The 25,920-nt window shown below is 55.5% G+C and carries 44 protein-coding genes; 25 read left to right on the forward strand and 19 right to left on the reverse strand.

Annotated features, from left to right (window positions below; translation table 11 throughout):
- The 4 genes from QF010_RS02030 to QF010_RS02045 form a co-directional block, all read right to left on the reverse strand.
- Positions 1-269: hypothetical protein (locus tag QF010_RS02030; protein WP_429532468.1), on the reverse strand; the 269-nt coding region annotated here is incomplete at its 3' end.
- 37 nt (positions 270-306) lie between these two features.
- Positions 307-621 carry a hypothetical protein gene (locus QF010_RS02035; RefSeq protein ID WP_429380895.1) on the reverse strand — a complete coding sequence of 105 codons (315 nt, stop codon included), beginning with the start codon at positions 619-621 and terminating at the stop codon, positions 307-309.
- Positions 622-675: 54 nt separating this feature from the next.
- Entirely contained in the window at positions 676-984 is a 309-nt protein-coding gene (locus QF010_RS02040; RefSeq protein WP_429380893.1) for a hypothetical protein, read from the reverse strand.
- Between the two features lie 24 nt (positions 985-1,008).
- A complete protein-coding gene (locus QF010_RS02045; RefSeq protein WP_429532469.1) occupies positions 1,009-1,452 on the reverse strand; it encodes a hypothetical protein in 444 nt (147 codons plus the stop codon).
- A gap of 243 nt (positions 1,453-1,695) precedes the next feature.
- Between QF010_RS02045 and QF010_RS02050 the strand changes: the two genes are divergently transcribed.
- A complete protein-coding gene (locus QF010_RS02050) occupies positions 1,696-1,863 on the forward strand; it encodes a hypothetical protein (RefSeq protein WP_429380889.1) in 168 nt (55 codons plus the stop codon).
- 40 nt (positions 1,864-1,903) lie between these two features.
- Here QF010_RS02050 and QF010_RS02055 read toward each other — a convergent pair whose 3' ends face one another.
- The 6 genes from QF010_RS02055 to QF010_RS02080 all read right to left on the reverse strand — a co-directional run bounded on the left by QF010_RS02055 (position 1,904) and on the right by QF010_RS02080 (position 4,905).
- A complete protein-coding gene (locus QF010_RS02055; protein WP_429380887.1) occupies positions 1,904-2,128 on the reverse strand; it encodes a hypothetical protein in 225 nt (74 codons plus the stop codon).
- 11 nt (positions 2,129-2,139) lie between these two features.
- A complete protein-coding gene (locus QF010_RS02060; RefSeq protein WP_429380885.1) occupies positions 2,140-2,547 on the reverse strand; it encodes a hypothetical protein in 408 nt (135 codons plus the stop codon).
- Positions 2,548-2,928: 381 nt separating this feature from the next.
- Entirely contained in the window at positions 2,929-3,456 is a 528-nt protein-coding gene (locus QF010_RS02065; protein ID WP_429380883.1) for a hypothetical protein, read from the reverse strand.
- Between the two features lie 202 nt (positions 3,457-3,658).
- Positions 3,659-3,853 (reverse strand): hypothetical protein, encoded by a 195-nt coding sequence (locus QF010_RS02070; RefSeq protein WP_277538616.1) that lies wholly within the window; start codon positions 3,851-3,853, stop codon positions 3,659-3,661.
- 13 nt (positions 3,854-3,866) lie between these two features.
- Positions 3,867-4,034, reverse strand: coding sequence for a hypothetical protein (locus QF010_RS02075; RefSeq protein ID WP_429532470.1), 168 nt, complete (start codon positions 4,032-4,034; stop codon positions 3,867-3,869).
- A gap of 259 nt (positions 4,035-4,293) precedes the next feature.
- Positions 4,294-4,905 (reverse strand): hypothetical protein, encoded by a 612-nt coding sequence (locus QF010_RS02080; RefSeq protein ID WP_429380879.1) that lies wholly within the window; start codon positions 4,903-4,905, stop codon positions 4,294-4,296.
- Positions 4,906-5,183: 278 nt separating this feature from the next.
- Here QF010_RS02080 and QF010_RS02085 point away from each other — a divergent pair, with 278 nt between their 5' ends.
- From QF010_RS02085 to QF010_RS02095, 3 genes are all read left to right on the forward strand, one after another.
- Positions 5,184-5,660 (forward strand): hypothetical protein, encoded by a 477-nt coding sequence (locus tag QF010_RS02085; protein ID WP_429380877.1) that lies wholly within the window; start codon positions 5,184-5,186, stop codon positions 5,658-5,660.
- Positions 5,657-5,914, forward strand: a complete 258-nt coding sequence (locus QF010_RS02090) for a hypothetical protein (RefSeq protein ID WP_429380875.1) — start codon at positions 5,657-5,659, stop codon at positions 5,912-5,914. Before QF010_RS02085 ends, QF010_RS02090 begins: the two co-directional genes overlap by 4 nt.
- Positions 5,915-6,120: 206 nt before the next feature.
- On the forward strand, positions 6,121-6,450 hold the full coding sequence (locus tag QF010_RS02095) for a hypothetical protein (RefSeq protein WP_429380873.1): 330 nt from the start codon (positions 6,121-6,123) through the stop codon (positions 6,448-6,450).
- A gap of 22 nt (positions 6,451-6,472) precedes the next feature.
- Here QF010_RS02095 and QF010_RS02100 read toward each other — a convergent pair whose 3' ends face one another.
- Together QF010_RS02100 and QF010_RS02105 are read right to left on the reverse strand one after the other, a co-directional pair.
- Positions 6,473-7,216 carry an ATP-grasp domain-containing protein gene (locus QF010_RS02100; RefSeq protein ID WP_429380871.1) on the reverse strand — a complete coding sequence of 248 codons (744 nt, stop codon included), beginning with the start codon at positions 7,214-7,216 and terminating at the stop codon, positions 6,473-6,475.
- Between the two features lie 127 nt (positions 7,217-7,343).
- The gene (locus tag QF010_RS02105) at positions 7,344-7,892 is read right to left on the reverse strand and encodes a hypothetical protein (protein WP_429380869.1); all 549 of its coding nucleotides are present in this window, start codon (positions 7,890-7,892) and stop codon (positions 7,344-7,346) included.
- A gap of 252 nt (positions 7,893-8,144) precedes the next feature.
- Between QF010_RS02105 and QF010_RS02110 the strand changes: the two genes are divergently transcribed.
- The 6 genes from QF010_RS02110 to QF010_RS02135 all read left to right on the forward strand — a co-directional run bounded on the left by QF010_RS02110 (position 8,145) and on the right by QF010_RS02135 (position 12,182).
- Positions 8,145-8,678: an N-acetyltransferase gene (locus QF010_RS02110; protein WP_429380867.1), complete on the forward strand. Its 534-nt coding sequence runs from the start codon at positions 8,145-8,147 to the stop codon at positions 8,676-8,678.
- Positions 8,679-8,715: 37 nt separating this feature from the next.
- A complete protein-coding gene (locus tag QF010_RS02115; protein WP_429380865.1) occupies positions 8,716-8,877 on the forward strand; it encodes a hypothetical protein in 162 nt (53 codons plus the stop codon).
- Positions 8,878-9,369: 492 nt separating this feature from the next.
- Positions 9,370-9,738 (forward strand): hypothetical protein, encoded by a 369-nt coding sequence (locus QF010_RS02120; RefSeq protein ID WP_429380863.1) that lies wholly within the window; start codon positions 9,370-9,372, stop codon positions 9,736-9,738.
- Positions 9,739-9,835: 97 nt separating this feature from the next.
- The gene (locus QF010_RS02125) at positions 9,836-10,018 is read left to right on the forward strand and encodes a hypothetical protein (RefSeq protein WP_429380861.1); all 183 of its coding nucleotides are present in this window, start codon (positions 9,836-9,838) and stop codon (positions 10,016-10,018) included.
- A 211-nt stretch (positions 10,019-10,229) separates the two neighbouring features.
- A complete protein-coding gene (locus QF010_RS02130; protein WP_429380859.1) occupies positions 10,230-11,315 on the forward strand; it encodes a hypothetical protein in 1,086 nt (361 codons plus the stop codon).
- Between the two features lie 264 nt (positions 11,316-11,579).
- Positions 11,580-12,182: a hypothetical protein gene (locus QF010_RS02135; RefSeq protein ID WP_429380857.1), complete on the forward strand. Its 603-nt coding sequence runs from the start codon at positions 11,580-11,582 to the stop codon at positions 12,180-12,182.
- Positions 12,183-12,214: 32 nt separating this feature from the next.
- Here QF010_RS02135 and QF010_RS02140 read toward each other — a convergent pair whose 3' ends face one another.
- The 5 genes from QF010_RS02140 to QF010_RS02160 form a co-directional block, all read right to left on the reverse strand.
- A complete protein-coding gene (locus QF010_RS02140) occupies positions 12,215-12,700 on the reverse strand; it encodes a hypothetical protein (protein WP_429380855.1) in 486 nt (161 codons plus the stop codon).
- A gap of 62 nt (positions 12,701-12,762) precedes the next feature.
- The gene (locus QF010_RS02145; RefSeq protein ID WP_429380853.1) at positions 12,763-13,008 is read right to left on the reverse strand and encodes a hypothetical protein; all 246 of its coding nucleotides are present in this window, start codon (positions 13,006-13,008) and stop codon (positions 12,763-12,765) included.
- 37 nt (positions 13,009-13,045) lie between these two features.
- Positions 13,046-13,567, reverse strand: a complete 522-nt coding sequence (locus tag QF010_RS02150; RefSeq protein WP_429380851.1) for a hypothetical protein — start codon at positions 13,565-13,567, stop codon at positions 13,046-13,048.
- A gap of 801 nt (positions 13,568-14,368) precedes the next feature.
- A complete protein-coding gene (locus QF010_RS02155; RefSeq protein ID WP_429380849.1) occupies positions 14,369-15,031 on the reverse strand; it encodes a Bax inhibitor-1 family protein in 663 nt (220 codons plus the stop codon).
- 158 nt (positions 15,032-15,189) lie between these two features.
- Positions 15,190-15,483, reverse strand: a complete 294-nt coding sequence (locus QF010_RS02160) for a hypothetical protein (protein WP_429380847.1) — start codon at positions 15,481-15,483, stop codon at positions 15,190-15,192.
- Between the two features lie 590 nt (positions 15,484-16,073).
- On the opposite strand from QF010_RS02160, the gene QF010_RS02165 reads away from it, so the two are divergent.
- From QF010_RS02165 to QF010_RS02210, 10 genes are all read left to right on the forward strand, one after another.
- On the forward strand, positions 16,074-16,277 hold the full coding sequence (locus tag QF010_RS02165; RefSeq protein ID WP_429380845.1) for a hypothetical protein: 204 nt from the start codon (positions 16,074-16,076) through the stop codon (positions 16,275-16,277).
- A 20-nt stretch (positions 16,278-16,297) separates the two neighbouring features.
- Positions 16,298-16,513 (forward strand): hypothetical protein, encoded by a 216-nt coding sequence (locus tag QF010_RS02170; protein WP_429532471.1) that lies wholly within the window; start codon positions 16,298-16,300, stop codon positions 16,511-16,513.
- A 171-nt stretch (positions 16,514-16,684) separates the two neighbouring features.
- Positions 16,685-17,266: a hypothetical protein gene (locus tag QF010_RS02175; protein WP_429380843.1), complete on the forward strand. Its 582-nt coding sequence runs from the start codon at positions 16,685-16,687 to the stop codon at positions 17,264-17,266.
- Positions 17,267-17,348: 82 nt separating this feature from the next.
- A complete protein-coding gene (locus tag QF010_RS02180; RefSeq protein ID WP_429380841.1) occupies positions 17,349-18,134 on the forward strand; it encodes an adenylosuccinate synthase in 786 nt (261 codons plus the stop codon).
- Between the two features lie 671 nt (positions 18,135-18,805).
- A complete protein-coding gene (locus QF010_RS02185; RefSeq protein WP_429380839.1) occupies positions 18,806-19,234 on the forward strand; it encodes a hypothetical protein in 429 nt (142 codons plus the stop codon).
- A 5-nt stretch (positions 19,235-19,239) separates the two neighbouring features.
- Positions 19,240-19,725, forward strand: coding sequence for a hypothetical protein (locus QF010_RS02190; protein ID WP_429380837.1), 486 nt, complete (start codon positions 19,240-19,242; stop codon positions 19,723-19,725).
- Positions 19,722-19,889, forward strand: coding sequence for a hypothetical protein (locus QF010_RS02195; protein ID WP_429380835.1), 168 nt, complete (start codon positions 19,722-19,724; stop codon positions 19,887-19,889). Before QF010_RS02190 ends, QF010_RS02195 begins: the two co-directional genes overlap by 4 nt.
- A gap of 49 nt (positions 19,890-19,938) precedes the next feature.
- A complete protein-coding gene (locus QF010_RS02200; protein WP_429380833.1) occupies positions 19,939-20,319 on the forward strand; it encodes a hypothetical protein in 381 nt (126 codons plus the stop codon).
- A gap of 170 nt (positions 20,320-20,489) precedes the next feature.
- Positions 20,490-20,753, forward strand: coding sequence for a hypothetical protein (locus tag QF010_RS02205; protein ID WP_429380831.1), 264 nt, complete (start codon positions 20,490-20,492; stop codon positions 20,751-20,753).
- 30 nt (positions 20,754-20,783) lie between these two features.
- On the forward strand, positions 20,784-21,167 hold the full coding sequence (locus tag QF010_RS02210) for a hypothetical protein (RefSeq protein WP_429380829.1): 384 nt from the start codon (positions 20,784-20,786) through the stop codon (positions 21,165-21,167).
- A gap of 71 nt (positions 21,168-21,238) precedes the next feature.
- Here QF010_RS02210 and QF010_RS02215 read toward each other — a convergent pair whose 3' ends face one another.
- Positions 21,239-21,853: an Arc family DNA-binding protein gene (locus tag QF010_RS02215; protein ID WP_429380827.1), complete on the reverse strand. Its 615-nt coding sequence runs from the start codon at positions 21,851-21,853 to the stop codon at positions 21,239-21,241.
- 272 nt (positions 21,854-22,125) lie between these two features.
- On the opposite strand from QF010_RS02215, the gene QF010_RS02220 reads away from it, so the two are divergent.
- The 5 genes from QF010_RS02220 (at position 22,126) to QF010_RS02240 (ending at position 25,258) form a co-directional block, all read left to right on the forward strand.
- A complete protein-coding gene (locus QF010_RS02220) occupies positions 22,126-22,284 on the forward strand; it encodes a hypothetical protein (protein ID WP_429380825.1) in 159 nt (52 codons plus the stop codon).
- A 461-nt stretch (positions 22,285-22,745) separates the two neighbouring features.
- A complete protein-coding gene (locus QF010_RS02225; RefSeq protein WP_429380823.1) occupies positions 22,746-23,246 on the forward strand; it encodes a hypothetical protein in 501 nt (166 codons plus the stop codon).
- Between the two features lie 109 nt (positions 23,247-23,355).
- Complete coding sequence (locus tag QF010_RS02230) at positions 23,356-23,799, forward strand: hypothetical protein (RefSeq protein ID WP_429380821.1); 444 nt, start codon at positions 23,356-23,358, stop codon at positions 23,797-23,799.
- Positions 23,800-24,357: 558 nt separating this feature from the next.
- A complete protein-coding gene (locus QF010_RS02235; RefSeq protein ID WP_429380819.1) occupies positions 24,358-24,714 on the forward strand; it encodes a hypothetical protein in 357 nt (118 codons plus the stop codon).
- On the forward strand, positions 24,692-25,258 hold the full coding sequence (locus QF010_RS02240; RefSeq protein WP_429380817.1) for a hypothetical protein: 567 nt from the start codon (positions 24,692-24,694) through the stop codon (positions 25,256-25,258). The genes QF010_RS02235 and QF010_RS02240 overlap by 23 nt, the downstream gene beginning before the upstream one ends.
- On the opposite strand, the gene QF010_RS02245 is transcribed toward QF010_RS02240, so the two are convergent.
- Positions 25,248-25,766, reverse strand: a complete 519-nt coding sequence (locus QF010_RS02245; RefSeq protein WP_429380815.1) for a hypothetical protein — start codon at positions 25,764-25,766, stop codon at positions 25,248-25,250. The genes QF010_RS02240 and QF010_RS02245 overlap by 11 nt on opposite strands.
- Positions 25,767-25,920 lie beyond the last annotated feature (154 nt).

Below are 25,920 nucleotides of genomic sequence, written 5' to 3' on the forward strand. Positions count from 1 at the left end.
GGGGTTAACGGTCTGCTTTCCGCGTTTGCGACCAAAACGACGAGGTCCTGGCACAACGAAAGTGCACGCCATCCATCCTCAAGGACACGCAGTTCCGCACTGCCAGTAGGAGAATTTGTGTACCAGGTAACCTCGAATTCCCCCTGATAGGTATCCCCTACCGCGACATTGATGTTGAACGTCTCATCAACACCTGGAAGCTTGGCGGCCTCTGCGTACCAAGCCTGAGATAACTGTATGAAACTCCGCTTCCGCTGTTGGCCGTTCATAGTGATCCTGAGTCGTAGGTTTAGATGAGGCAGGTATTCAAGTCGCCAGTTGCGACACGGGCTGCCCCGGGCGGAAGATGCAATTACTGTCGTCGAAGTGGGCGATTACCTTCCCATCCTCGTCGAAGTACTTCACCTTCCACGTTGGGTGATACGCGCGGGCCGTCTTGCCGTATTTCAGATGGTTTGCCATCTGAACGTTCAAATTCGCATTGGCATTCATCCCCACAATCGTGCCCATCTCACCGTCAACCTCGACCTGCATGCCCAGGCGAGCAAATTCAATTCCGCGAGTGCGGCTCATGTCATCGATGAACTGTTGATCTAATGCTGGTTTTCTTGGCGAGGCCATTGTCGATTCCTTTAAAGCTGCACTTCGGGATTGATCGATTCTTAGGTCGATAAATCAGTGATGTTGGGTAGATATCGGCACGCAGGCCATTCGCTTCAGGGCACGATCTATGGCGTAACACAAATCTTCGCCTGCCTCCGCCAGATCAGCGGCGCCGGATTCTACGTGAAGAACTGGGATGCAACCTTCTGCATCCTGAGGCCCCACCTTGAAGGTCATGCCATCCACCCGAGCGGTTTCAACGCCCTGAGCGTCGCAGCCCAGGTAGTCACCATAACGGCCGTTCCCACGCACGCTGACGATGGCTTCAACCATTTCACCGATGCTGGTCTTAGGGAATTGCTCCTGAATTCTTGTGGTCATTTTCGCATTCCTTGAGTCTTGTTTTCAGTTCGCGGCCGAGGCCACCGAGTCTTCGGCGGTGCCCTCTACCTGCTCCCATTCGTAGAAGTACCCATGATCAACCAGACGCTCAACGCGGGCCGGGCCAGGGATATCTACCCATTCAGCGGAGCGCAACCACTCGACGAACTCTTCAGCCGTCTGCCCGGAACGTTTCTGGAAAGTGGCCAGCGGCCCCTCAAGCTCAACCTGCGACCATTCATGCCCATCGTCGTCGTAGCCACCAATCTGGCGGACCTGTTCCCAGTCACGGAGCACAACTGCAATGTGGTCACCATATGGACTGCTGCGTTTGCCCTCGCGCCAGCCGGCATCAAGCAGATATGCACTATCGATGCAGTCGGTGAGGCTGTAATAGTCTGGCCCGTTAACACTCGCTTCACTGACGAAGAACCAGTAGAGCGGCCCTACTGCGGGATGGGTCGCCATAACGACCACACCAGTACGGGTTCGGACTTCGGCTGTGTTGAAGTGGCTCATCTGATGCTTCCCCAGTGAATTGCTTTAGTGATGTCATCATCGTCAGGGTCAACGCGTGCCAGAACCCAAAACAGAAAAATATTTTTCTGTTCAAAGTCCCCGGCACCGCCCAAAGCGAGAGGGCCACTTTCTTACCCGTCATCCCCTTCCCCTCGCTTCCGCCTCTTGGGATTGACGCCGACGGTGGGCTCAATGCGTTATCAGGACGTTGATGGGCTAATCGTGGGTGTCGACTGGCTTCGAATTCGTAAGCTCGGCCTGCAACTCATGAAGACGATTGGTAAATGTCTCGGTGTGCTGCTTGCGCTTGGCACCGGAAGAACCCACCAGGTTGAAACCCAAGGTTACGAGCTCGGTTAGCTGCTTTTGCAGGGCCGCAACCTGAGCCGACTGTTCACGGCTAACACTCTCGCCAGGCAAGTTCCGCCTTGAGGGATTCCTCATGCTCAAGTGCCGGACCGGCTGGCGCGGCCAAAGCACGGCGAAATTGATCACGAACCGGTTTGGTGGCCTTGAAGGCCGTCGCCGCCCGGGCCAGGTGCTGGTAGCCAAGCTCGATAAGCTCGCGCGACAGGGTGATTAATTCGGGTTCCCTGGCCCCTGCCACGTCAATCCCTCCTTCCATTTTCTGGCTCCCTACCAAATGACATGGGTTTCAAGTTCAAAGAACGGAACCACACGCTCCGACGCCCGAGTGACCTCGATACGCGTCACAGGATGCAAAACGGTATCCGTGGTCATGACCCTTTGGAGATCTTCGCTGGAAAGCGGGTACCGTTGATTCTCTTCGTCAATGAATTCACCGCAGGCGCGTAAAACCGCAAATTCGGATTGAGTCAAAATCGCAAGAGCGGCAACTGCGTCTGGGGTAATTGTCTGGGCACCCAGCAAGCCCAAAATGTCCGCCATGCGCCACTTTTTTTCTGGCGTTTCTTCTGCCTCAATGGCATCGATGATTTTCAATGCCGTAGCCGCGGCCGGCATATTCTTCCAATGGTCACCGATCGCAGTTTTCAACTCGGCAATGCTGCGAGTGTTGAACATATCGCCTATTCCGTGCATGCGTGCTTTCCTCTGTTTCGGTAATGGCCCAACGTCTCACGGGTAACTGGAAACGCATGTCTACAATCAGGCCGTTCTGCGTGTGCCATAACCCCTGCCTAGAGAAATTTCTGAACCTGAGCCCTTCACCGTATCTTGGCTCAGGGGGCTGCCGATCTGATTACCCGTCGTAGCCACTTAGTGTGAAAATGCTTTCCCACTTTTTGTCGCACTCATCGCACGAGCTAGCCTGGCCGATGGAGTCGCCGTGAAAGGTCAGGTCAGTGCCAGAGAACGTAACGTTTTGGCTCCCACACCATGGGCAGGCAAAGCCATTGGGGTGATTGATGTATTGGTGGTCCGTGATCGGTTTTAAAGCCATGTTCACTCAACCTCTTCTTCTGTACCGACGGTCAAGCCACGGGCCACGATTTCAGCGGCAGCGGTCGCTATGTCGTCGCCGGTACCGATCAGCGATTCGCCCAACTGAATACCTTCGGGCGTGGCCTCGCCGTATCCGTGGGTGCAAACAAAATCTTGCAGCTGCTCGACGTCAATGACCGGCTTGGGAATTGAAGGGGTAGCGTCGGCGGTTTCGCTGTTGGCCAGAGCTGCATCAATCTTGCGAATCAGATCGGCATACTCTTCGGGTGATGTCAGGATCGGTTTTTTTACCCATTCCGCAAGGGTGGTGAACGGACCGAAAAGCTCCAAACACGAAGCATGGCCATAGGTGCCACCGGTGAGAGGACCAGTATAAGCCTCGCCGTTGTCGCGCTTGTAAACCCGCATTGCTTGAGCAATGAAGGCTTCCGACATCGGTTTGCCGCACTCTTCGCATGGCCCCAACTGGTCCCCGCCGCGGCTCGCAGCGCGGATGGTCTTGATTACGTTGCCGGTGAAAGTACCCATGATTGCGCTCCAGTGATTTAAGACTGGGGCCATAATTAGGTGAGGTAAGGCGTGCCAGAAGCAATCTGGATGATTATTTCAACGATCCAGGTACCCGGCAGCCGGGCTATAGCCATCGGCGGGCGTTGACATCCGGCGATAGGAAATGGCGTAAAGACAAAGCCCCGAACAGTGTCGGGGCTCATGTGGTTGGTACAGCCAGTTACTTCAGATCGAACTGATCCACGTAGCTACCGGGGCCCAGCTCGTGCTCTTTGCCGTTCCCGTTCTTTTCAATGACCACGAAGGTCTGATCAAGTCCGTGGGTGTCGCCTTCCAGGTGCACGCCAACCGCCACCTCATGCCGCTCCAGCAACTCGCGAAGCTCACGGCGGAACACATCGACTTCAAATGCCATATTTCAATCCCTCTTACACGGTGGTGTTGGCGTGATCAAGCAGCTCACTGGTATGCGTCAGATCGCGAAGCACGTTGAGGCGCACTGAGAATGCCGAAGCGAGGTGTGCCCAGTTGCTCGGAGTAACGTCCAAGGTGCCGGTAGCGAACTGCAAGTCGATCAAATCAACGATGGTGGACATTGCTACTTCCGAAGGCGCTATCTCGATTGCCTCCAAAGCTTCCTCGAAGTCACAAAACATCAACGTTGCCATCTGATCGCCCTTAAGTTGAGTGCTTGGTGATGGAGCACTGCAATTTGCTTTCGAGAGTCAATCTTCAGGTCGATGACAGCGTGCCGGAAGCGGTTTTTGAAATATTTTCCGAACTGGGGCGGTTAGGATCGGAACCCGCCGCGCCAGCCACGCGTCGAGTCCCAAGATTGGGAATTGCCCAGATATATCAGAACGAGAACCGGGCGATTTCGTCATCGAGGGCGGTGGTGTTCCATTTGAGTTGGAAGGCCTTGCACGCTTGAACGTACTCGGCGGCGTAAGCCTTTTTGTCCCGCTGTTCTTTATCCACGAGCATCCATGATGGGTCGTGATCACAGCATTTTCGGTGCTCAACGACATAGGCTTCAGGCTGTTCAGACACGCGGTATTGCCCAGTCAGAATTTGATCACCACAAGACGCGCAAATCATAGGACCGTGCTTTACCTGCTTGGCGTCCAGATATTGGTAACCGCGCTTCAAGTCAATAAAGATGAACGCTAACCACGGCAGATGATCGGCAAGCGACGTTTCCGTGTCCTCCTGCTCGTGGTGCTCAACGGTGTCGAGCCAGTCGTAAAACCCCTCAAAGCTGTTGAACAAAGAAAGAAATGAAACGCCGCCGAGATCGGCAATCGTGTTCAGGACGTAGGCGTGCAGCTTTGCAAAATCATCATTGGAAATGTGTGGGATTTCAACGAAATCGATCTGCGGGACAACTTCGCCCTTGGCCGTAGGCGTCATGAAAGCCAGTGACTCTGAAAGTTCGGTGAGGCTAATGCAGTCTTCAATCTTGTACATCGTCGGCGTCCTGTGTGGTGGAGTAGGTCAGCCCGGTGGGCACTCCTAAAGTCAGGCAATCATCCGACCGCTCGCGCTGTGCCAGTAGCCCACGGCTGATTTTTTTGCTTCCGTTCCACGTCCCGCTTCCAGGGTTAATTGCCACACTCCACGGCCAAGCCCTTCAACCCTTCTTTTGGGATCTCATTTCAGCCCCGTAAAAACAATCGCCGGTATCGGTTCTGGCACGCCGGCCTGGGAAGCAGAATTTCAGCATCCAAACCACAGGACGACCTGAAATGACTTCTGCTCAACCAGCTGCATCCATCACTCACAGCGCCCAGGATCACCTACTGACTGCCCAAGGCCTGCAATCTGTTTATAGCGGAACCGACGAACACCCGCTCTATACCCGCAGCGCCTGGCGCGCGAGCGTGGCCACCGGTGACACATCGCTGGGCTATTGGGATTGGGCTAAGGCATCAGTCGAGCATGCGCACGATGACGCCACCGGCGCAAACGCAGCCGTGGTCCTGCGTCAAAAGGCCCGTCAACTCCGCGGCTTAGGCTATGCGGTCATCATGTTTTCGCCTGAAGAGCTGCTGAACGTCTGCGCCAGCGAGTTTGAAGAGCACCTGACTGAGCGCGGTAACCAATATCTGGCAGAGCGCCAAGGCAAATATCACCTGACAAGCCTAGTTACCCCAGGGAACACACCTACCACTGATAAATGCCCGGCTAAATCCGGGCATCTGGCACGGAACAACAATCCATGACTGAGCAACAGGCACAGAAGAATCCTTTGTACAGCGTCCCACCGGGCACCTACCACGGGTCAGGCCCAGTGTGTGACATCTACACCTACTTCGGACCTGGCGGCGCGGAGGTGACTTTCACGCGCAAGTACGCCCTTGGCGGTGATTATCCGGGCACCCCAATTCCGCTGGCACTGAATGGCGATGAGTTGGAACAAGTCCTGCTCGCCTGTGGCGAGCGGATCAACATTGCCCCATGCGGACGGGCGCGATAACTCCGCTATCGCCGCCAGGCCCCATAGAAGGCGCACCCTGCCCCGCGCCAGCAGCTCCCTCGCCAGCCGCGCTTTCCTCACGCGATTTTCTGGCCCCCATTTTGGCTGCCTTACCGTTCATGTCGTTGGCACAATCGGCATAAATGACCGACCCAGGTTCCCCACGTGAGGTGCCCGGGCCGAGGACAACCGATCGAGGTGATTGCATGAGTGAAGTAAAGCGCTACCGGGATGAACGGGACAGTCTGCAATTAGAGCTGGCCGCCGCTGTGGAACAACTGGCCCACCTCAATAACTTACGGGGGTTCGCCAACAGCATGATTGATATCTGCTTTGAGGGTGGCAACGCCGACGGCGGGCAGATCCAGGAGTATGGCGTGAACCATGGACTGCTGAAGCCTGAGGTGCGCTCAGATCGCTGTGAAGGTGCTTGCGCATGTGCGGAGTACGGGTTTCCCACAGAGTGCTTCCGGCGAACCCCAGCGCTCACCGGCGCGCCTGATAACGCATCCCAAAAGCCGGCCATTCAAGATTGATCACTCCGCTGTCGAGGTACCGTTACGCACGTTCGGTTGCGGTTAGCTGATTCCATCGGGATTGCAGCATAGCGAGGTAAACCTCACCTGGCACGTTGTCGTAGGCTCCTACCGCGAAGGCATCATTGACCTCAATCAGGGCCGTTTCACCCGTGGTGAGCACGCCAAAATCAATCGCGTAGCTCCCCGGCGCGCCCGGGTCATTGGACATCGCCCGCACTGCCGAGGTAACCGTTTCCCAATCTGGGATGCAAGCGCGGTCGCCGTCGTAGAAACCAATGTACCCCACAGATCCATCCACCACATACGCCCGCCACTCACTCGCCCAGCTGACGACATCACCACACCACACAGGCTCGCTTGGCGGCGCGCCGGCCGCGCGGCGATCGTTGGAGTAATCGAGGACAAACCCAGTGAAAAGCTTTGGCCGCTTTGATGGCTTTACAAAGACTCGGGTACCGCCCCTTGCAGCGGTTAACGCATCTCGAAGCCTGGCCCGCCAGACCCGACGGTGCAGGTGGCCAGCCAAAACATCGGGATACGACTCGAGCGTAGGCATGACGATACCGCGCTGGCGCAATGCAGCCCTGATGAAGTCCATGCTGCCCACTACAAGACCAGCTCGGCGGGTATCGACCCTGTCCCGGTAGATCTGAGACAAGGCAGCGATTTGATATGACGCACTGGTCGCTTCGAGCTCATCAATAACGAGCTTCTCTTCGGTGGCCAGTCGGTAGCCTGACTTGTGTTCCAGGATGATTTCCATTTTTTCCTTTATCGAATTCACCCTTCACGGTTATCGCGACCACGAAGGCTACCGTCTCACGTGGCCTGTTTTTTGAGAACGAGAGCGCCGGAGTCTACGTCGCCGTTGAACAACGAGTAATGATCGATTACTCAGACGACCCTTCGGTGCTTTTCCAAATATTGCCGTAGGCGCACACCGCTTGACGGCCATCGGCAGTCGTCTTCATTTTTCCTGGTTCGCACTCTTCATCGACCAATGGAATACGTGCAGACGTTTGGACCAAAAAGAATGCTTGAGTGCCAATATCAACGTTTTTGAGGCCCAGGGCCCCTGTGCTATCGACAAGAGTTCCTGGCACAATCGTTTCGATCAGAGTTTCACCGTCACGCCGCATACAGGCAATGGCTGCGGTCCCTTCCTCGGGATCGATACGGCCAGCCGAATTTTTCACAACACCAAAGTTAATGCCACATTTCTCTTGAAGCATGTTTACAGCTCGATCGCCCGCGGCGTTGACGTTGCCATTCTCCTTGTTCAAAGAGCCCCAGTTTTTGATGTGGCCAGCGGGCCTGTCACCCGTGCTGCTCAGGACGAACGGAATAGCTGTCATACCGGGGACATAAATCACGTCATTTTCTGCAAATGACGGGGATGCCAGGGTCAACAAAATCAATGCTGCTACTGCCTTATTCATTGCTGCTCCGCTACGTGATTATCGCGATTGCCAGTTTTGTCAGGTGTTAAAGCTCAAGGATAACGGCGCCTTGCGAAATCCCAACTCATAGGCCAATTCTGCCACACCGTAAGCGTGACTCGCAGACACGGACCACAACGCCATCTTGAGGATACGAAACCCGAGCTTCAGGAACGTATGGCAATGCCCCCCTAGTAAACGTCCGGAATCCCGTTATCCTGCGCACCTTCGAAATTGCATCAATGGTCGGCCATGTCCAAAAAACGCGGAAACGAGTTCCGCTATCAGATCCTCCGATCTGAAGCACGCAACGCCGCACAGGCACTTGCACTTGAGAACCAGAACCTCATCGATCGCGGCATTGACACTGCTCAAATTCGTTACGAGCCGATCACGCACAATGCTGTGGACGCTTCAGATTTGTGGGGGGATGCAGAAACGCTGTATCCCTGGCATGACGTGCATGAATGGAAGCAGGACGATAGTCGGGGCTTCGATATCGCCCTTTGGTTTGGGCAGGAGCTGTGCGGCTTGTGCTACGCGTCCCCTCGCAAGAGCAAACTTTGCATCAAGATCGTAATTCTTGAAGGAAAACCAGACAGGACCCACCCATTGCGTGGTGCCGTGGCTGCGCTGGCGTTAACCGCGATTGAAAACTACGCTGTCATGATCGGGTGCACAGAAATTGAGGTCCAGGAGCCGGCAGTAGGTGCCATACCGGTTTATGAGAGCCTCGGTTTCGCCTTCGACCCGACGGGCCGGCTTGTCATTGCTGTTGAGCAGTAATACTATCCAACCAAATTTCGAGACCCGTGAGGTGTCTATGCACAAGCCTAAGCACGAACCAAAGCCAATGATGGCCGCCCGCTTCCAAACTGAAGCCCGCGCCGCACTGGCCAAGCGCTCTGACAAACGCAGCCGTTTTCTGGACGTAGCACTGTCCAAAGGCCGCGAGTTTGAGCCTGTTGGTCGCCTGGCCGGCTAACGCGCTGCTGATCGTCCAAAGAGCTGCCCTCACCGGCGGCTTTTTTTGTGCCCCGAGTTTGGCGACGAGTTATGTCGCGCGATCTTCCCCGCCCCACTTTGGATAGTGGCACCCCCGGGCGACTCATATAATGCCAGGCATCGATCAGACGTGGGATTCCAACTGGAATCCCCGGCGATCAAACAGACGAAGGAAGATGACGATGGCCGTTCAACGGACACCCTGCCCAAAGTGCGCCAAAGAGCCCGTTCTGGTACGGGTTGGAACTCAATATTGGAAAGCCAAATGCCCTACTGAGCATTTGCTTGCTCGAATTGAAGCTCACCCTATGAAGACACAGCCTGAGGCCTGGGAGCAGTGGGAGGCAGCGTACGGTCAAAAATGAGGCGTACGCATTCGAGCCTGCGCCAGAATTCCCCACCCCAATTGCGATAGCAGCACCGCGCGGCAGCACATAAACTGCCGCCCATTGATCAATCATGGAGTAGTCAGATGGGCAGCCTTTTTCGATTGACGCTTTTCTCTGCGTCGCTTTTCTGCTTTGCCGCGCTGCTTTACTTCAGGGAAACACCTTACTTCCCGGGCCTCTTCCTGCTGACTTTCGGGGTTCTTGGTATCCCTGAATTCCTGCTGATGTACGGCTCGCTCAAAGCGCGATCGGAAATGCCAGGGGCCAACCGGATTCTGAACCCGAACCTGGTGTTTGGTTGTTTTGGCCTGCTCTTTACCCTACTTTTGGCCGTGACGCTGTTTGCCCCGGCACCTGTTGGGGTCTACACGTTGGCCGCCTGGCTCTTGGCTGTCGAAGCGCCACTGCTGATCCGCCGTGTAAAAGCCCCCCGTAAAGCACCAACGCGATAAGTCACTGCCCTAGGCCTGCAGCCCGGGCTCGTGCCCGCCCCGCTCGCAACCAGCCCAGCCCAGCCCAGCCCAGCCACCCATTGGAGCAACATCGAAGATGGAAGAAGAGCAGTTTCTTCGGTGGCTGAAATCCAGGGACGCGAATTGCATCCAGGGTGATCCTGAAAGAATCGTCGCGGAAATGAAGCGCACCGGCCGCTGCCAGTGGAAGAACAAGGCCGGTCGCGACTACAAGGCAGTGTTCCTTTCAGTTCACGGGCAGTTCATTGTTGAGTACTGATTCCCCTGCCCGGCAATTTCCGGACAGCATACCTTGGGGTGCAATGTCCGTTTCACGCTAATCTCCCAACAAACCAACCTTCCAAGAAGCCAGCCAAGTGAGTGCGCCTATAGCCGCGACTGGCCTGATGATTACTCACTATTTTTGTTGCCGCCGCGGGCATCGTGGAGTAAACCGAACCATTTCTGGACTGATCATTCCGGGGTGCGACATGGGAAATGAACCCTTCGTTTTGAAGTCGGTGGACCGCGCCCGCGAGTGGGTCGACGCCTACTCGCTGTCCATGAAGATCGAAAAGGAGGAATCGTCCAGCGTCCTGGCACTCCTTTGTGGCTTCGGTTCCTGGGATATCATGGTATTTGCAATCGAATCCATGCCGCCGACACCCTGTGACGAGTCGATAGGAAAAGAGGGTTCCGATGAACGTTTTGTGGGCTATCTGCACGTATTGGTGTGCCTACAAAACATTCGGCCGGCCATAGCGATGTTCATCATCTCGCGACTCTCGCCGTCGGCGAACTACCCCTTCAAGGCTTTTACGATGGACGACGCCCTGGCTATGGAAGCCGAGGCCGAAAATGAACGCCTCGAAGAAGCACTGGACACCACTCATGACACCCTTCCCAGCCCTATACGAATGCTCACCACCGCCCGCATGTGCGGTGATGCCAATCTGAGAGGATGGGTTAACTGCCTCACCTACATTGGCTGGGACGTTGACATCCCGAGCTTTGACAAGGATGCAAATATAGGGGAGCCATCTTTTGACCTGATCGACGAGATAGTGGGCCGAATACCGGTTTACCTTGGCTCTATGACTCGGACTCCTGAAACCGACGACGATCCTTCTGTTCAGCTCATGATGAAAGCCTGCCTTGGGGATTTTATTCAGGAATCCGCCTGGGATGAGGAGTGCCAGTTCTTTTTCATCCTCTGGCAATACCCGCAACACAAGGCAATCAGCGGCAATGACTATTGCTGCATCGGTGTCCGGTATTCGCTGGAGGATGAGTCCTGGAAAGACATCCTGGTCAGCGAGGCGTGTGATAGTCCCGGCCGGATGCTTGAGTTGAACGACAACGTCGAGGCGCTTGCCGAAATCGGGCTGAGTAAAAGCCGTGAGGAGCTTGCCGACGGGGAAAAAATCCTGGCTTGCACGTTCGCCGTTATTCTCTCAGGCAACATAGACCCGGACGATCCGCAAACTGCCTGGAACGTTCAGCGCGATGAGGTGGATGACTCCGGGTGGGGCTTACTGTTTATTCCTGAATTCGAACCTGCTGATGCCGAGGAGTAGGCCCGTTACTGGATATTGAGCGACCCATCACTGCTGCAGGGCAGTTCAGTTGCGAAGCTGGGGGGGGGGGATCATTGGTTTGACTCCACCGCCAGCGCCAGCGCGAACGTTCCTTTGAACCATGCACTCTCAGGGATAGAATCCCGCCTGCCCGCCCTGCCGCCTTATTCATGGGGGTAGTGGCACGCACGCCCGCGGCAGAAAATGAGCCCGTCCCAAATCAACGGATGTGGTTCACGCATCCGAACAATCCGGAAGGACCCTATGAACGTTCAAGAAAATCTCAAAGCAGCAGGCCTGGAAGTGGTTAGCGGTCACCGTCGCGCTGAAGCGATTCTTACCGCCGGTGGTAACCTGGTGGCCTATGACGGCGAGGGCTCCTTCTTCCGTATCGACGCATCCGAAGGAGGGGTAACGGTCACCACCATTGATGCGCCAACCCAGATAGACACGGGGTTTGTCATCGTGCGCAAGCTCGAAAACCATGCAGCCATACCAGTCGCCGATCTAACGGTGAACCCTGCGAATCAACGGGCCGGCCAAGTCGTCTTCATGCCTGTCGGCGAACTGACGGCGAACCCGATGAATCAACGGGCTGGTCAAGTCTTCTCAATGCGCGCTGAATGTGCAGAGGATGCCGAGGGATTTTTCAAAGCAGTGCAGGACGCCGGTGTTCGTCTCAACAGCACCGTGAACAAGGACGGTACCGGCCTTCCAGATGTAGATGTCGAGTTCCACGCTGACGCTTCGATCGAGCAGCTGCGCGACATCATCCGCCGAATCACTGACGGCCATGTCATGCTTCAAACGCTGCGCCCCGTCCCGCTGGCGGGTAACTCGCTTGACCGCGACGAAAGCGTGTCCTGACACCCAAGAGGTCTATCGGCAGCCTGGCAGCTTCAGTCCACAGGTTTCAGGCCTACCCCTTTCGCATGAAGGCGAGCCTTTGATTGCTCAAACGGCTCGCCGGTCAGCACTGACCGCTCAACGACATCGACCATGTCAAAACCGGTTTTGGCCGCATCCTCACGCTCCATTGCTTCGAGCCTGGCCATGACCAGGCGACGGAGTGTGCTGAACACCTGCAGCGTGTTTGGCATCTCGCGACACCACTCTCCCGCCTGCTTTTCGTCCTGACACTGGTACCCCAATTGATCACCGACGTTGGTCACCCAGTTGGCATAAACCGGGTACAAGACACAGAGATCGCAAACCTCTATCCCGGCATCCAGCACGTTCACCTTGTTGGCGAGCTGCTTCTGGACCAAGCAGGCCTTCAATAGCGCCAGCAATGCCTCTGCCGTCGTGGTTTGCCCGTCGGCCTCCAGAGCGCGCCTCAGAAGTTCACAGAGGTCATTGAGGTTGAGAACTGTCGTACCGGACATGGAATAAAACCCGCGCCGGGACTCACCCGGTTTTCGTTACGTTTATTGGGCAAGACGTTGAATCAGGCTTGAAGAACGTTGAGAGAACTCCAGTAGCGCCAGTAACGGTCTTCGATGCGCATGATACGCCACTCGATAGCAATTGCCTGTTCCTCAAAGATGTCCAGGGCAGATCGGCGGCCTAAGAGATTGCTCCAGATCCAGCCATAGGCCCCCGAAGACCAGAATAGAGCCAGTTGACGCTTGCGCTGCCTCGAGTACTTGAGTTTGCGCAACGCTGTTTCCACTTTACCCCGCCATTCAGACATTCCCTTCCCCTCTGTCACAGAATATCGCGGTGCGGCCCTATTGACCGTTTGCCGCCTGATGAACTGATTCAACTGAATTTGCGGAACTCACGGCAAGGCGTGTGTTGGCAGTAAGTGTTAGGCACGCCTCAGCATCACTGACCTTGAAGGTGATTGGCTGACTCGCTACACCGTTCTTCACCAGCACCGTTGAGCTGTAGATCACATCAGTGTTAAACCCCCCGTTGGAGGATTGGACTCGTTCGATCCATTTAGAACTCAGGGAAAGGACCAGATCGCCTGTTGAGGACTGAACAGGTATAACCTTCATTTCGTAAGGTGCCGAAGCTGTAGGGATAAAAACCGCCCTTTGCCCCATTTCAACGACCTGCTTTCGCTGATCAGCCGCTTTGTGAGGGGTGCAGTAATCTACGGTCAACTCAACAGACCCATGCGGGGCGCGCTTGAGTGCGTCATTGATTTGTTGTTGCGTAGTCTGCGTTCCCGCCGGCGACGTGCAGCCAGTCAGCAGCACCAGGACGACGGAGACAAGTGTCCTGCTGGCAAAATTGTGTTCCATCGATTGTTACCTTCTGTCTTGGATGCGGAGAGACGTGGTGATTGGAGGCCCTACAGGCTGGCATCGGCGGTCCAGAAGATCGCTCAGATACTCGGCGTCATTGGCTGCGTCGACACAATCGAGATCTAACGCCTGCTCCAGGGCCTGGCGAAGCCAGTTGCTCGTTCCAGGTGAGGCAAGCACCTCTTGTATTTCGTCATCGATCGTCATCGCTGCCCTGTATTAATCGTCAGATATTCGTGAAATTAGATTGCCTTTGAATCAACTGCAGCACCGCGTTCAGTGCCACCCGATCCAGCTGGTACCAGGTGCTGGGGGCCAGCCCCGCAGGCACCGCAATACCATCCGTTTCGATTGAAAATCTTTGTACCGGGAGCGTGAGAAAAACAACGATGTTCCATAGCAGTAGATTCGCAAGACGAGCATGAAGGTAGGGAAAACTCGCCGTTCATGGAAATGCTCCTCCGCCTGCTTTTATGGGGGCCTTTGATGTCCTCTGACAATCCGCTATCGCTTCTGGCCTAGGATCTGCGCAAACCACAAATCGGTACGGCAAACTCTCTACTTGTCGGATCTTGCCGTCTTTAAGCCACTCGTCAATTTTTCTCGCCGCGCGGTTGTAGCCCCAAAAAGCGAGACGCTGCAGCTTGGACACCCCGAACGCGGTTTCCTGTGCTAGGGACTGGAGTAACGCCTCATCTGTCTCGAATATTTGCATTATCGCAACGCTCTAAGTCTCTTCGATTCCTTCTACGTACTCAGCCCCGCAAAATGCGAGGCTGAGTACGTAGCGAGTAAGATTTAGTCCTTGGCGCGCGAGATGATCTGCAACACGCGGATGAACAAGTTGATGATGTCGAGGTACAAAGCGCCAGCGCTGTCGATTGCATTATCAACGGTGCGCTCGATGTTGTTTGCCCGCCCCCAATCCACACCGATGTAACCGCAGAAAATGGCCGCCACGATCCAGTCCATGACACCGAGCTTCACCTTGAATACCAGGGTCTGAACCAGTTCCACCACGATGGAGATAAGGAGCGCCCAGAAGAGTGCGCCTTCAATACGCTGGAAGAAGCGCGGAAAGATTGTTCCCAGCACCATCATGGCCACGGTGAGCAGAACCGTAGTCCGCACGGCGGCGACGATATGCTCGTGTGCAAAGCCTGGCAGGGCCATCACCAGCACGAGGCCGATCGGGACAACGATCAAGTTGTAACCCAGGAAGCTCAAAGCAGGTTTATTCGAAGCGAACATCAACCAGCAACCGGCGAACGCGGAAACGAGGTACCCGATGATGAAGGCGATCGGGTTGATCGCTTTCACGACCTCGGCGGGGATGGTGGCGACCATCCACCAGTTGAGCGCGAACCCCCATAACAATGTAGCGCCAAGCAGGAGGTTGAACGTGGAAGAGGTCAGTTGGTGATTACTACCGATCCGTTGGAACGTGTCGTTGTTGATCATTTGAATCCTGTATCCCTAATGATTGATGTAGTCGTAGGCTTCATCGTTGAGCCCAGGCCATGGCGTTGAAGCGGAATCCATCATTGAGCCGCCTTAAACGTGCCACCACCGCACGATCTCGATTTTTCACCAACTTCAAACCCTGCTTTTACATACGATCACAAGATCCCCCACGCGAGAAACTCACATGGGATCTGAGTTGCACTTGGGGTATACGCCGCCACGTACTCCAGCAGTTGGTCCCGATCAAGGAACAGGTGCCCGCACAAATTACCGCCGAGGTAGAGACCTTGATCACCGTGGCGCAAGGGTTCATCGACTCCATAACCCATGCGAATCAAATCAGACGTTGGAATAGCGCCAGCGGTGTACACCGGATCACGACTCGTGACGACGAAGAACGCAGGTTCCGATTCCGGCGATGCCAAATAATCAGTGCTAGGTCTGTTCATTGATTGCTCATCCAATATTGGTTTAAGCGCCCACCAATGAGCCTCAAAGGCGTTCGCTCAGAGCAGAACGCTATCGCAAACTTTAGGTGTCGCGTAGCCAAAATGAGGTCTAGAAATTCACGGGGAAAAAGCGAGGCCATTCAAGGTGTTCCGGGCGCGGGATTGAGGATCGGCCAAAGCGCGCGATTAGAGACCCGGGTGGAACAAGTTGCGGCATGTTAGCCCTAGGGTTATCTGGACCGTGTCGGCAGCTCAATGGAAGTCAGTGCGAATTTGGAATCCAATCTTTGGAAATACGAAAGTCGGTTGGATTGAGTGAATCTTGTACTTTGTACACCATTCCGCATTTACAATAGACCCATCTGTCAACGCAACCAAACTTAAGGATCTCAGCATGATCAACAAGATCGATTACAACGAACTGGACGATGACGTTGATGAAAGTGTGTTCGATGAACAGGACTGATCGACTCTAAAGCGAGAAGGAGCCCGAAATTTCCCCCACCGCTGGTGGCACAATCCTTTCGGGCTCACGATCCCCTAACTTGCCGCCAACGCTGCGGCAATATCCAAACTCAAAGGGACACTCGATGATCCACGCCGAAGCAGCCCAGGCCAAGAAAGTCCGCGAAGCCTATGCCACAACTGGCAGCGTTAATCCTGCCTACGAAAAAGCGCACTCGAAGCTTTCCGATATGCGCAGGTCCAACATGGCGGACCAATACCGCCGCGCACGCGGACTCAGTCCGAACGCCAAAACTCCCTATGACAGCACCAACCAGGCTGCACACTGACCATCGAGGATTGGAAATCAATGACCACAAAATCAATCGCGTTCAAGCCAGCAAACGAGTCAGTCCTTGATGCGTTTACTGGCGGCCCGCTGGCTGGCGAGTTTGTCCGGTGCACGAAGTGTCAGTGCTGCTACGGTGCCGAGAGCGTGGCGGCACTGAACGAACACAACCAGGGCCTGTGCATGGGCTGTAACGGGCCGTTGCCCGGGATTGAAAAGGCAACAACGCAGTACTGATCGGAGTGTTGCATCGCGCCGCGCCAGCCTTTCGCCCCCCCGGGCTGCCGCTGAACACCCCCGGTAGATCCAAGCGCCAGCCCACGGCGATATCGAAAAAAACCTTCCCGCTGCTTCTGGCACAGGTTGACCGGTCTTCTAATGGACTCATCAACCAATCAGGAGCACAGCATGTCCCACGTCATCATCACCCCCGGCAAGAAGTGGATTCCAGCAGCAAAAGTCATCGCTGAAACCGATACCAAAGCTGACTCCAGCGTCAGCGGCTTCTACAAGCGCCTGAATGCCGGCATTCGCTTCTATGGGCTGGATGGAGAGCTCTTTGCCTGCCTGATCACCAACCGGCACGGCGTGTTCTTCGTGACAGCCCACACCACGCCTGAGGGCACCTGGTTCATGCACAGCACCTCTGAACATACCGAGCGTATGCTGGGAATCGAAGGGCTTGGTTACATGGCACAAAAGGACCTCGAACAGCGCATTGTCGATGAACTCGACATCCACACCGCGACCGTGACGCTGGACAAGCACGGCGTGTACTTCGAGCAATTCGTAGCCCTGGCTAAGCAGTTGCCAACTTCTGACATGGCCCTGCAGGCGTTCTACAGCGCCGGGCTGACTGCCGAGCTGCAAGGGATCGAGGACGACGGTTACCTGTTGGTCACCCGCATAGGTCGTACCATGCTCATCAAGCACGGCTACGACACCGTCAACGGCAAGTGGGTAAAGGTCTCAGCAACTGACGCAGCGTAAGTTTCGTCCCCCGGCCGGCGCCGTCACCGCATGATGGCGTTGGCCCTCCTCTCGTGGAATTTCCGGCACGATTTTGACTGGCATGCACACTCGCCCAAGCCCGAAAATTGGATTGCAAATGCTGAGGGCTTTGACTGCTTGCGCACCGCAGCCTTGGCCCGCCCCAACCAACGGCAATCTCAAGGGCATCATGACTCATTCTGAACTTTGCGAAATTTCCAAGAAATGGCTGCTACGCCCCAATAGTCAGGGCGGACACGGTTGTCACGTCGCCCTTTCAGAGTGCCGGTCCGGCTGGGGCGGCGAAATACCGGACAGCATCGGCTTTCGTGCCGCCACTCGCGAAACAGATACAGTCGTGGTGGAGGTGAAGGTCTCGCGCAACGACTTCCTCGCCGACGCCAAGAAGCCGCACCGGGCCGACGGCGAAGGCATGGGGCTCTATCGGTACTACATGTGCCCCGAGGGGCTGATTCAGCCCGACGAGGTCCCGGAGCGCTGGGGACTGCTTTGGGTCACGGCCCGCGGTAAGGTGATCGCCAAGCGCGGCCCGGTCGCCCTTTCGCGCAACTGCGGAACTTTCGAGGCTGTCGCAGCACCCTGGCAACACACTCGCGATCGCAATCGTGAAACGTGGCTACTGGTTCGGGTGATGGCCAGAATCGTTGATCCGGACAAGGTGAAGAACTCGATCAACGCCGCTCTGCGTGAGCAATCGCGGCTGGCCAACATTTGCAACCAGCAAGCTGAAGAGATCCGATCTTTGAGAATGGCCAGGTCTCAGGCCGGGTCTGGAGCCAGCGTTGCAGGCGAGTTACCGAAGGCAATCCCCCGTAAAGTGCGAGAGCCCACGGCTGAAAGCTTGTGATACCAGGCGCCTCGAAAAACTGGCTATTCATGGAAAGCTGGAATCAACCAACGAACTCGCATGCGCTGAATTTCTAAGGTGCGTTTTGGGTGGCACCCTCCTCAACCTGGTCTGAAAATGGGACATCAAACGGCTATTGAGTCCAGCTCTCGTGCAAATGCAATCCAACCCAACCAGGCCCACCGCCAAAACATTCCTTCGCGCCAACCGGGCTCCGCTGGAGCTGGTACGCGCTGACCTCCTGCAATCCGGATATTGCGTCGACGAACAGACGCTTGAGAGCGCCCAGCGCTTCCTCAGAGGGCAGATTCCGTGGAGTGAGTTTCTCTTGCAGGCCAATTTCGACAACCTTCCTGCCGAATCCTGGACTGAGTGGGCCAGGTAGTCCTGCAGGTACTTCGCCCCCAAAACTCAGGATTGTCTCGTAACAGGCATTCCGGTTTTTTACCGGTAAAGCTGGTTGTTCATCTGTGGGTCGGCTTTCCGAGCCAAACATAGGAAGTGACGAGTTAGATGCGTGCGTGTGAATCGAAATCGGCTGTTCGGGAACCAATCGCAATGGGCGGGATGATGTTCCTACAGTTTTCAGCACTGAAATTTTCGTGTTTTAGGGTTCTGGCACGGCGGCTCCAGGGTGACGATGCGTCCATGATTTTCATAGGGCATTCGCGATGAGTAACAATCACCCCATGGGCATTTCTGATCTTGAATATCGCAAGCGGGTCCGAAACATCTCCGCCGCAATAGCTAACTCCTTTAACGGCTGGAACATTTTCGAGCCGCACCTTTGCACGTACACCGGCATTAGCACGGAGGACCTGCATGGGGCTTACATGTCCGTCGCCGTGGCAATCGCCAAGATCGTAGCCAATCGCATCGTGACAACAGCGACGCCTTCCTTCGTGGCCCAGCACTGCGACCACCCGTTCCACTTCCCACATATGCCAGCTGAATTCATCGGCGCGCCATTTCTCCAACGGGTATCGCACGCCGAATGGGCGGCAATAGGGACGGCGCTGATGATCCCGACATGGTTGGAGCAAAGCATTCTTGAGTGGGCGAAGTCTCAGGGCCTGAAACTGATGACTACGGAAGAGTGAGATACATGTTTTTTTGGCCGTGGAAGTCTCAATCACCATCTGCTACGTGCATCCAAGAGCTTGATGCCAAGGCACGACTGGATGAGTCACAACGCGCATATGCTATCAGCCCATTTTTGACAGTCTCAATTCTTGGGTGGCTGGCGCAGGAATCAGAGTTAGCCGAGAAGGCCGAAATCAGTGAATTCGCACTCCAGCGGGCTGCAAAGTCTGTTGCGGTGACGCTGGCCAAGCTATTGGTGAAAACCGTTGAAATACCGACCTCTCACGCGAAGTTTGAATCCTTCATTGGCGAGCACTGCAACCACCTGAGCTTTTCCCCCGAAGGCGTTCCGGATCGCTTCGCTGGTCAGCCATTCCTCAGCCGTGCCACCCACGCCGAATGGCGAGCGCTGGCAACCAACTTTATCCGTCCGGAATGGTTAGAGCCCGCTTTGGTGCAGTGGGCTCAGTCCCAACGATTGAAACTCAAACCAAAGGTGGGCGAATGAAAGTCAGTGACCGTTCGATTGCAGGTTTTTATGTCAGCGGAACCCTAACCGAACTACGCGGGAAGAAGCGCATGGGCGAGGCCGAGTACAACCGCTTGGTAAAGCAGGCCAAGACCTATCTTGCAAGGCATGGGAAACCAGATCCGTTTTCCGGAAATAAATGATCTCACGCCCGGCCCGCCGGGCATTGAACGTACGCAATGGAATACTTGAATGTCCCGGCCTATCAATAAACCCCTCGCCAAGCAACTGACACCAGAGATTATTGCCCTGATTGGCACCGTGCCCGATTCAGGAATGGCCTTGATCAGTGAAGTGCTACGGCTCAACGGACGACCCAATACCACGCTAACTTCGTGCGATTTGCAGCTTCTCGAAGTCGCCCGGCGCGAGCTGAGCGTGCGCGGTCTGCTCATTACGTTCGACGTAGACGAGGCCGAGAAGGTTGAACTTGCCACCGGCATTTCAAGAGATCAGGCCCAAGCTTTCTTACTGCGCCGTACCCGTGTGGTCACCATCGAATTCAATCCAGGTGCTCCAGGTGGCAATGAGATGACCAAGGACATCCCCTTTTACACTTCGGCTTCAAAATAGTCCGTTTCAGACCGAAGGGCTGCATTTGACCTGGCCTCTGCCAGTCCTGCCTTACCCCCGCTTTGTTACCGACCTTGGCAAACCAAATAAGGGCGAAATTTCGGAAGTAGCTGCTTCTGGCACCGAAGGGCAAGTTCGATCATGGACTCATCAACTTTGAGGGGAATCCCATGCGTATCGCTGCCGCCGCCAAAGCATCACCAGTCACCCTGCACACCCTCTACGCACGACGTGAGCCGACCACCGACGCATTTGTTCAGGCGATCGGCGTGAAGGGCAAAAAGGATCTGGTCCTTTACGAGGACAAGGCCTGCACCAAGCCGGCGTCCCGTTACATGTGGACCTGCACACGACCGACCCGGGACAAAAAGCGCGTCATCCACAACTGCTGCCCTTACAACCTGGAATGGTTGCCAGACCTCAAAGCTGCTTGAAGCCGCCTTCATCATCAGGACCTGAAACTCATGATTTATGACAGAGAGATCATCCCCAAGGGCTCAACAGTCGAATGGGGTTATGTCTTCAAGGAGCGCGTTGAGAGTGAGGACGAGTTATTCGTCCTGATGCTTGGCGTCTCGGCGGAATTGAGCCTGACACAGATCGAGGAGAGCTTTAAGGCCAATGAGTGGGCTGCAAAAGCCATCTGCGCTGGCTCCCTGGCGATGGCTCTGGGAAACACAAATCAGGGCGCCCCCCACGACGATTCGGGCCGGACTATGATCGGTGAGGCGCATATGCGTATAGCCAGCGCCGTAATGAAGGCTTGCCAGCAAGCCGTCGATAAATCGCGGCCCTTGTCGAACATCAACCTCGAAAACGTGGTTGGAGACGCCCTACATCGAGGATGAAAGCCCGGCAGCGCGGGCTTTCAAATTCAACCTGAAGGATTGATACCCGCGCAGCCCAGGCCAGCGGTGGCTCAGACAGCGGCTGCTTCCGCCTCCGTGCCGGCGGGTTCCTTCTCCAGCTCAATCGCCGCACTTAACAGGGCGAACTGTTGACGTTGGATCTTGATCCAGGCCACCAGCGCTTTTAGCACCCAGGTATTCATCGACCGCTCTTTACGCTTCACGCCATCGGGCCCGGCGAACTGAGTGGTAAGGGTTTTCTGGTTCTGGGGCATGTCGATGATTCGTTTCACATCCTGGCGCACCGAATCGCGCACCGATTCGGGGAACCGAACGACAAAATCCCGCGGCTCTGTGCATACATCGAGGTCAAAATTAGGCACGGAAGCAAGAACCCGCGCCGAAAGCGAGTCTCCGAGGCTGGCGGTCAGGATGCGCTGCATTGCGCTTGAGCGCTCAAAGCCTGAAAGCGCCTCAAGGATCGCTGCGACCACCTCAGAGTTAATGCTTCGCCCTTGATGGAGGCCGATGCCCGCCATCTCCTCGAATAGCTCGTTATAACCCCTGACCACGAATTTATCTGCAGTACGGCTATCGGTTTTCTTACGCGGTGTCGGCGGTACCCGAGACGCGTTATACGCCCGCTCATAAGCACGAAGAGCAATGGGGTTTTCAATGGGTTTCATTCAGGGAGCCTTCAAAGGTCAAAGCAGTGCAGTTCGGTCTGGATGGTTGATGCGGCGCTAGTCCGATCAGGCTGGCGAAGTGCTCGCATTATTCCATGACCAGGTCTCCAGGTCGAAGTTACCCATCGGCAATTTTGCAATTCCATGCCGTTGCATTGCTTGGTCCTCTCGAATGAGGGTTGAAGATGCATCCTAATTCTTTTGCTACCCGGTGGTGGCACCGGCATTTTGCTCGGACGATATACCTACTTTCACTTCAGTAAGGTAGAGACATGACTCAATCCCAACGACAAGCGCTTGAAACGCTTCAAGCGGCCTTTCGTGTGGCGAACGAAAACGGATCTCTGGACGTGCTCAACGACTTTCAGAACTCCCCCGACAGCATCAACGACGTTGTCGATGCTTTGGAAGAAGCGCTAACGGAAACTTAATCCCGCCGATCCTCAGTGGGTGTAGGACAATTGATTGATCAGTTGGGATTACGCGGCTTGCTGATATCCCGTCCAACAGTTGCAAAAGGAAGCGTGGTAGATGAAGTCAATGACGGTAGTTCGGTTCCCAAATGGCTCGTGGTCTACAGGGGGGCGGCCTTCTGACCCCGACTATGAGCAATGCGAGGTTTATGTTGTTCCCTGCAACGGCGAGGCAGATGCCAAGAAAAAGGCACAGGCAGTTCGCCGCCGTCTGGTGACGAAAGGTCTCACCCTGCCATCGTCAACCGCCCCCTATCGCCACACGGAAACCGTCGCTTAGTTCGCCATTTTGCATCCATGCCACTACTCAACTGTCGCGGCGCGACCACGCAAAGTCTTCAGATAAATCGCCGGTCAGTCCTCTAGTCAGGGCTGCATCGGCCGTTACATCTCCATGAAGACCGCAAAGGCCAAGGCTTATGAAAAATTCAACGTGTGTAGTCGTGCCTTTCCCAGCACAAAGGGGCAGTTCAAAGGAAATCGCCGCAACGGTGTTTCCCGACCTGTGCGGTAAGCGCCTAGAAGTGACACCTGCGTTGAAGCAGACGATGGCGATCGCCTTTTCGGGGTTTGGGGTCAACGTCGAGGCGATCCATACGCAAAGCCAGTTGTTCCAGGCCGCCCATCACACGTTGCGTAACCCACCTTCATTCGTCGCCTCAGTGGACTTTGTGCGTGGCGAGGCCACCAGGTTGAGTGCACTGGCGAGATTGTTGAGTGAGGTGCAGCATTCCCTCACCAAAGATCGGAGCGGCATGCCGGCGCGCCTCCGAACTGAGGCACTGCGCGATATCGCCGACGGGAAACCGATCAGCCCCGAGCGTTACTCACGGCTGATCAGGCTGAGTCGGTTTGATGTCATCTCCAACGACGGCAGTGCCCTATCGACTGACACAGCATCGAGCGACGATCCGTGCTGAATTTTCGGCTCCCATTTTGGGTTGTGAGTGCCACGAGAGCGACAAACAATACTGGCTGATCCAGGTGGACCGACCGCCTGAAAGTAAGGATTTTCCAGGGAAGTTCACCATGCAGACGCTTTTGGGTATCGCATTCGTTCTGGTATCACTGCTGTGCTTGTATTTGATTCGAAAGGTAGGCCAACTCAGCGCCTATCATGGCACCTGCAACTGCTGTCTCCGCGAGCGCCCGGCGGTAGTTGAAGATCCAGAGGCTAGCCAGCTCGACGAAAAACCCAGCAACGAAGCTCAACCCGCCAGCGCAACACCGTACGCACCGAGCCAGTCTTGGATCAACCATGCCTACCCTCTTAATCAGCTGACCATCAAGCTGCAGGGCACTCGACACTCCAGCCCTGAAAGCATTGTCGCCCTTTTGGGAATTGTGTCTAAACGATTGGCCGCCGGCGTTACAAAAGGCTATGAGCACGACGACGACTTTGGCTACCATTTCGAATGGGTCAAAGAATCACCTGGTCCCTCCTTTTTTGATGGGCCAGCCGGTTTGAAATGATGCATCCGGCGTAACCGTGATCGCAGGGCTCATAAGTGGCTCTGCGATCCCCCCTGCTTCTGGCACAACCTCACCACGAAGACCATGAACTCCTCAATTAATCATGAGGTGTCCGTCGATGTCTTCCGCATACAACCACCAATCGCCCCATATCGCCGCCGCCCTCGGCTTGCGCGAGATTTTGCCGATTACGGGAGTTTTGTCCCAGGTCAAATTCTCCCGGGACTGCAATCATGCGATTGGTACGATCTTCGGTCACAGCCCCCTCACTGACGCCGGCCAGATCCGTACGAGCCCAATCACAAAGGTCTACCGCGTGGCAGACCACACTATTTGCGAGAGCCGTACAGGGTCCGTTTACGTCTTTTCTGACTTCGAGGATGGCGGTGCGAATCAACTGCTGAAGCTCTGTAGGAAGCTCGGTCTGCCTGCCCCGAGCGAACTGACGGACCCAACGGCATACCCCGTAAATTCGAGCGGTGTCTTGCAGTGATACCGCCGCTGGCACCTTGCGGAGCCTCAACCGGTCTCCCAGCATGGGCCAGAGAGGGATCGCCCGTGGCGAACAACATGCTGGCGCTGGAAGCCGCCAGCGGTGATGCCCACTACGTGCTTGAAGATGAAGATCTTGCTGGCGCGCCGACGTGGGTTATCGCAGCGGTGCCCATTGCCGATATCCCGGTACCTGTCTGCCGAGAAACACCTGAGGACCGTAAAATACGGCTTTCCGTCATCAGAGCCGTGCCGGCCTCCGAACTTTGGCTACCAATCCTCTTTGTTGATAGCGCCGGTACCGTAGAATTGATCGACGGGGGCCACCGTATCGCAGTAGCCCAGGAGCGCGGACAGTTCGTGATTGATGCGCTTGTTCGCCTTGCCAATCGGAGTCCAGATGAAACCCAAGCGACCCCCTAACCCGCTCACCATGCCGCTGCCGGGGGGGCACCTGCAAAACCTGCTGGCGAACTACATTGATCAGTCGGTACCAGTACTTAAAATCAGGCGCGACCGCGCCGAATGGTATCCAGGTTCTGCATTTGATGGGTTGGCGATGAATGCTCGGCGGCAGATCTGGCGCGCTCATTTCCTCAAGGGGGAAAGCGGCTCGGAATGGTTCAGCATTTTTCTAGACGCGATCGGCATCTGGTGGACGGTGGACTACGTGGCCTGGGCGCAGAATTGTGCTTTCGTGACCGCAGGCCCGAATCGATTCTACTGGCCACACGAGACTTCCGGCCTGGCAAACTTGGTGCTCAGGCCGCTGTATGTCAATTGGTTGTTGGAGCTGGCGCTTACTACTGAATTTGGCCCCGACACACTCCATGGCATCGCTGGGGACCCGATCTTGCTCAATGAGTATGGCGAGTACGTCGAAAACTACGCGGCCTTTCTGGAGCGTTACCAAGTAGGAGAGGCGGGATGTGAATCTGAGATTGCCGTGTTTCGATTCAAACCCTAATCGCGGTTTGGCGATCGCATTCCGCAATCGCCGGATCAATAACCTCGATTGTCGGATCAACGAACTCGATTTCCAGGAGCTGGGTAAAAGCATCGAGCTCTAATTCTGAAATACCCAATTCTCCTGGCCACAAGCGAACGTGAGCCGATTCGCGGTGCGCCACAGAACGATTAGCCATATGTGACTTGCGGTTAGCAGCGTCACGGAGCGCAGAGCTGAATTGCTCTGGACTAGACAAGAAACGGCCCCCAGTGGAGAACTGCGCTGTGAAGCGTTCACCGTCAGCCACTTCAATGACATTTGGCTTCACATCGATGTGCACACGCTCACTGATGGTCTTTCGTTTCCAAAAGATGGCATATGCGGCAAGACTCCATAGGACTACGGTGATACCTGCCACTTTGTAGAGCGTGCTGTTGTCGACGGTTCCTAATCTCCAGTAGGCGAGACCGCACCAGGCCATGAAAAAAAATGGTGCAACAATACAAGCGGGTATGGGGTTTTTCATCAACCTATCTCCTTTGTTCTTAAGTGCGCCCAGCCACTACACCTTACCGGTGGACCTTTCGAGTAAGGTCGGAGTACTGACTCAACAACACGCGAAATTCGGCAACTGTGGAATCGCTCCGAGCGTTTCCATAGGTCGCAGCAACAACACGATC

The sequence above is a fragment of the Pseudomonas silensiensis genome (genome assembly GCF_050434865.1).
Lineage (GTDB): Bacteria > Pseudomonadota > Gammaproteobacteria > Pseudomonadales > Pseudomonadaceae > Aquipseudomonas > Aquipseudomonas fluorescens_W.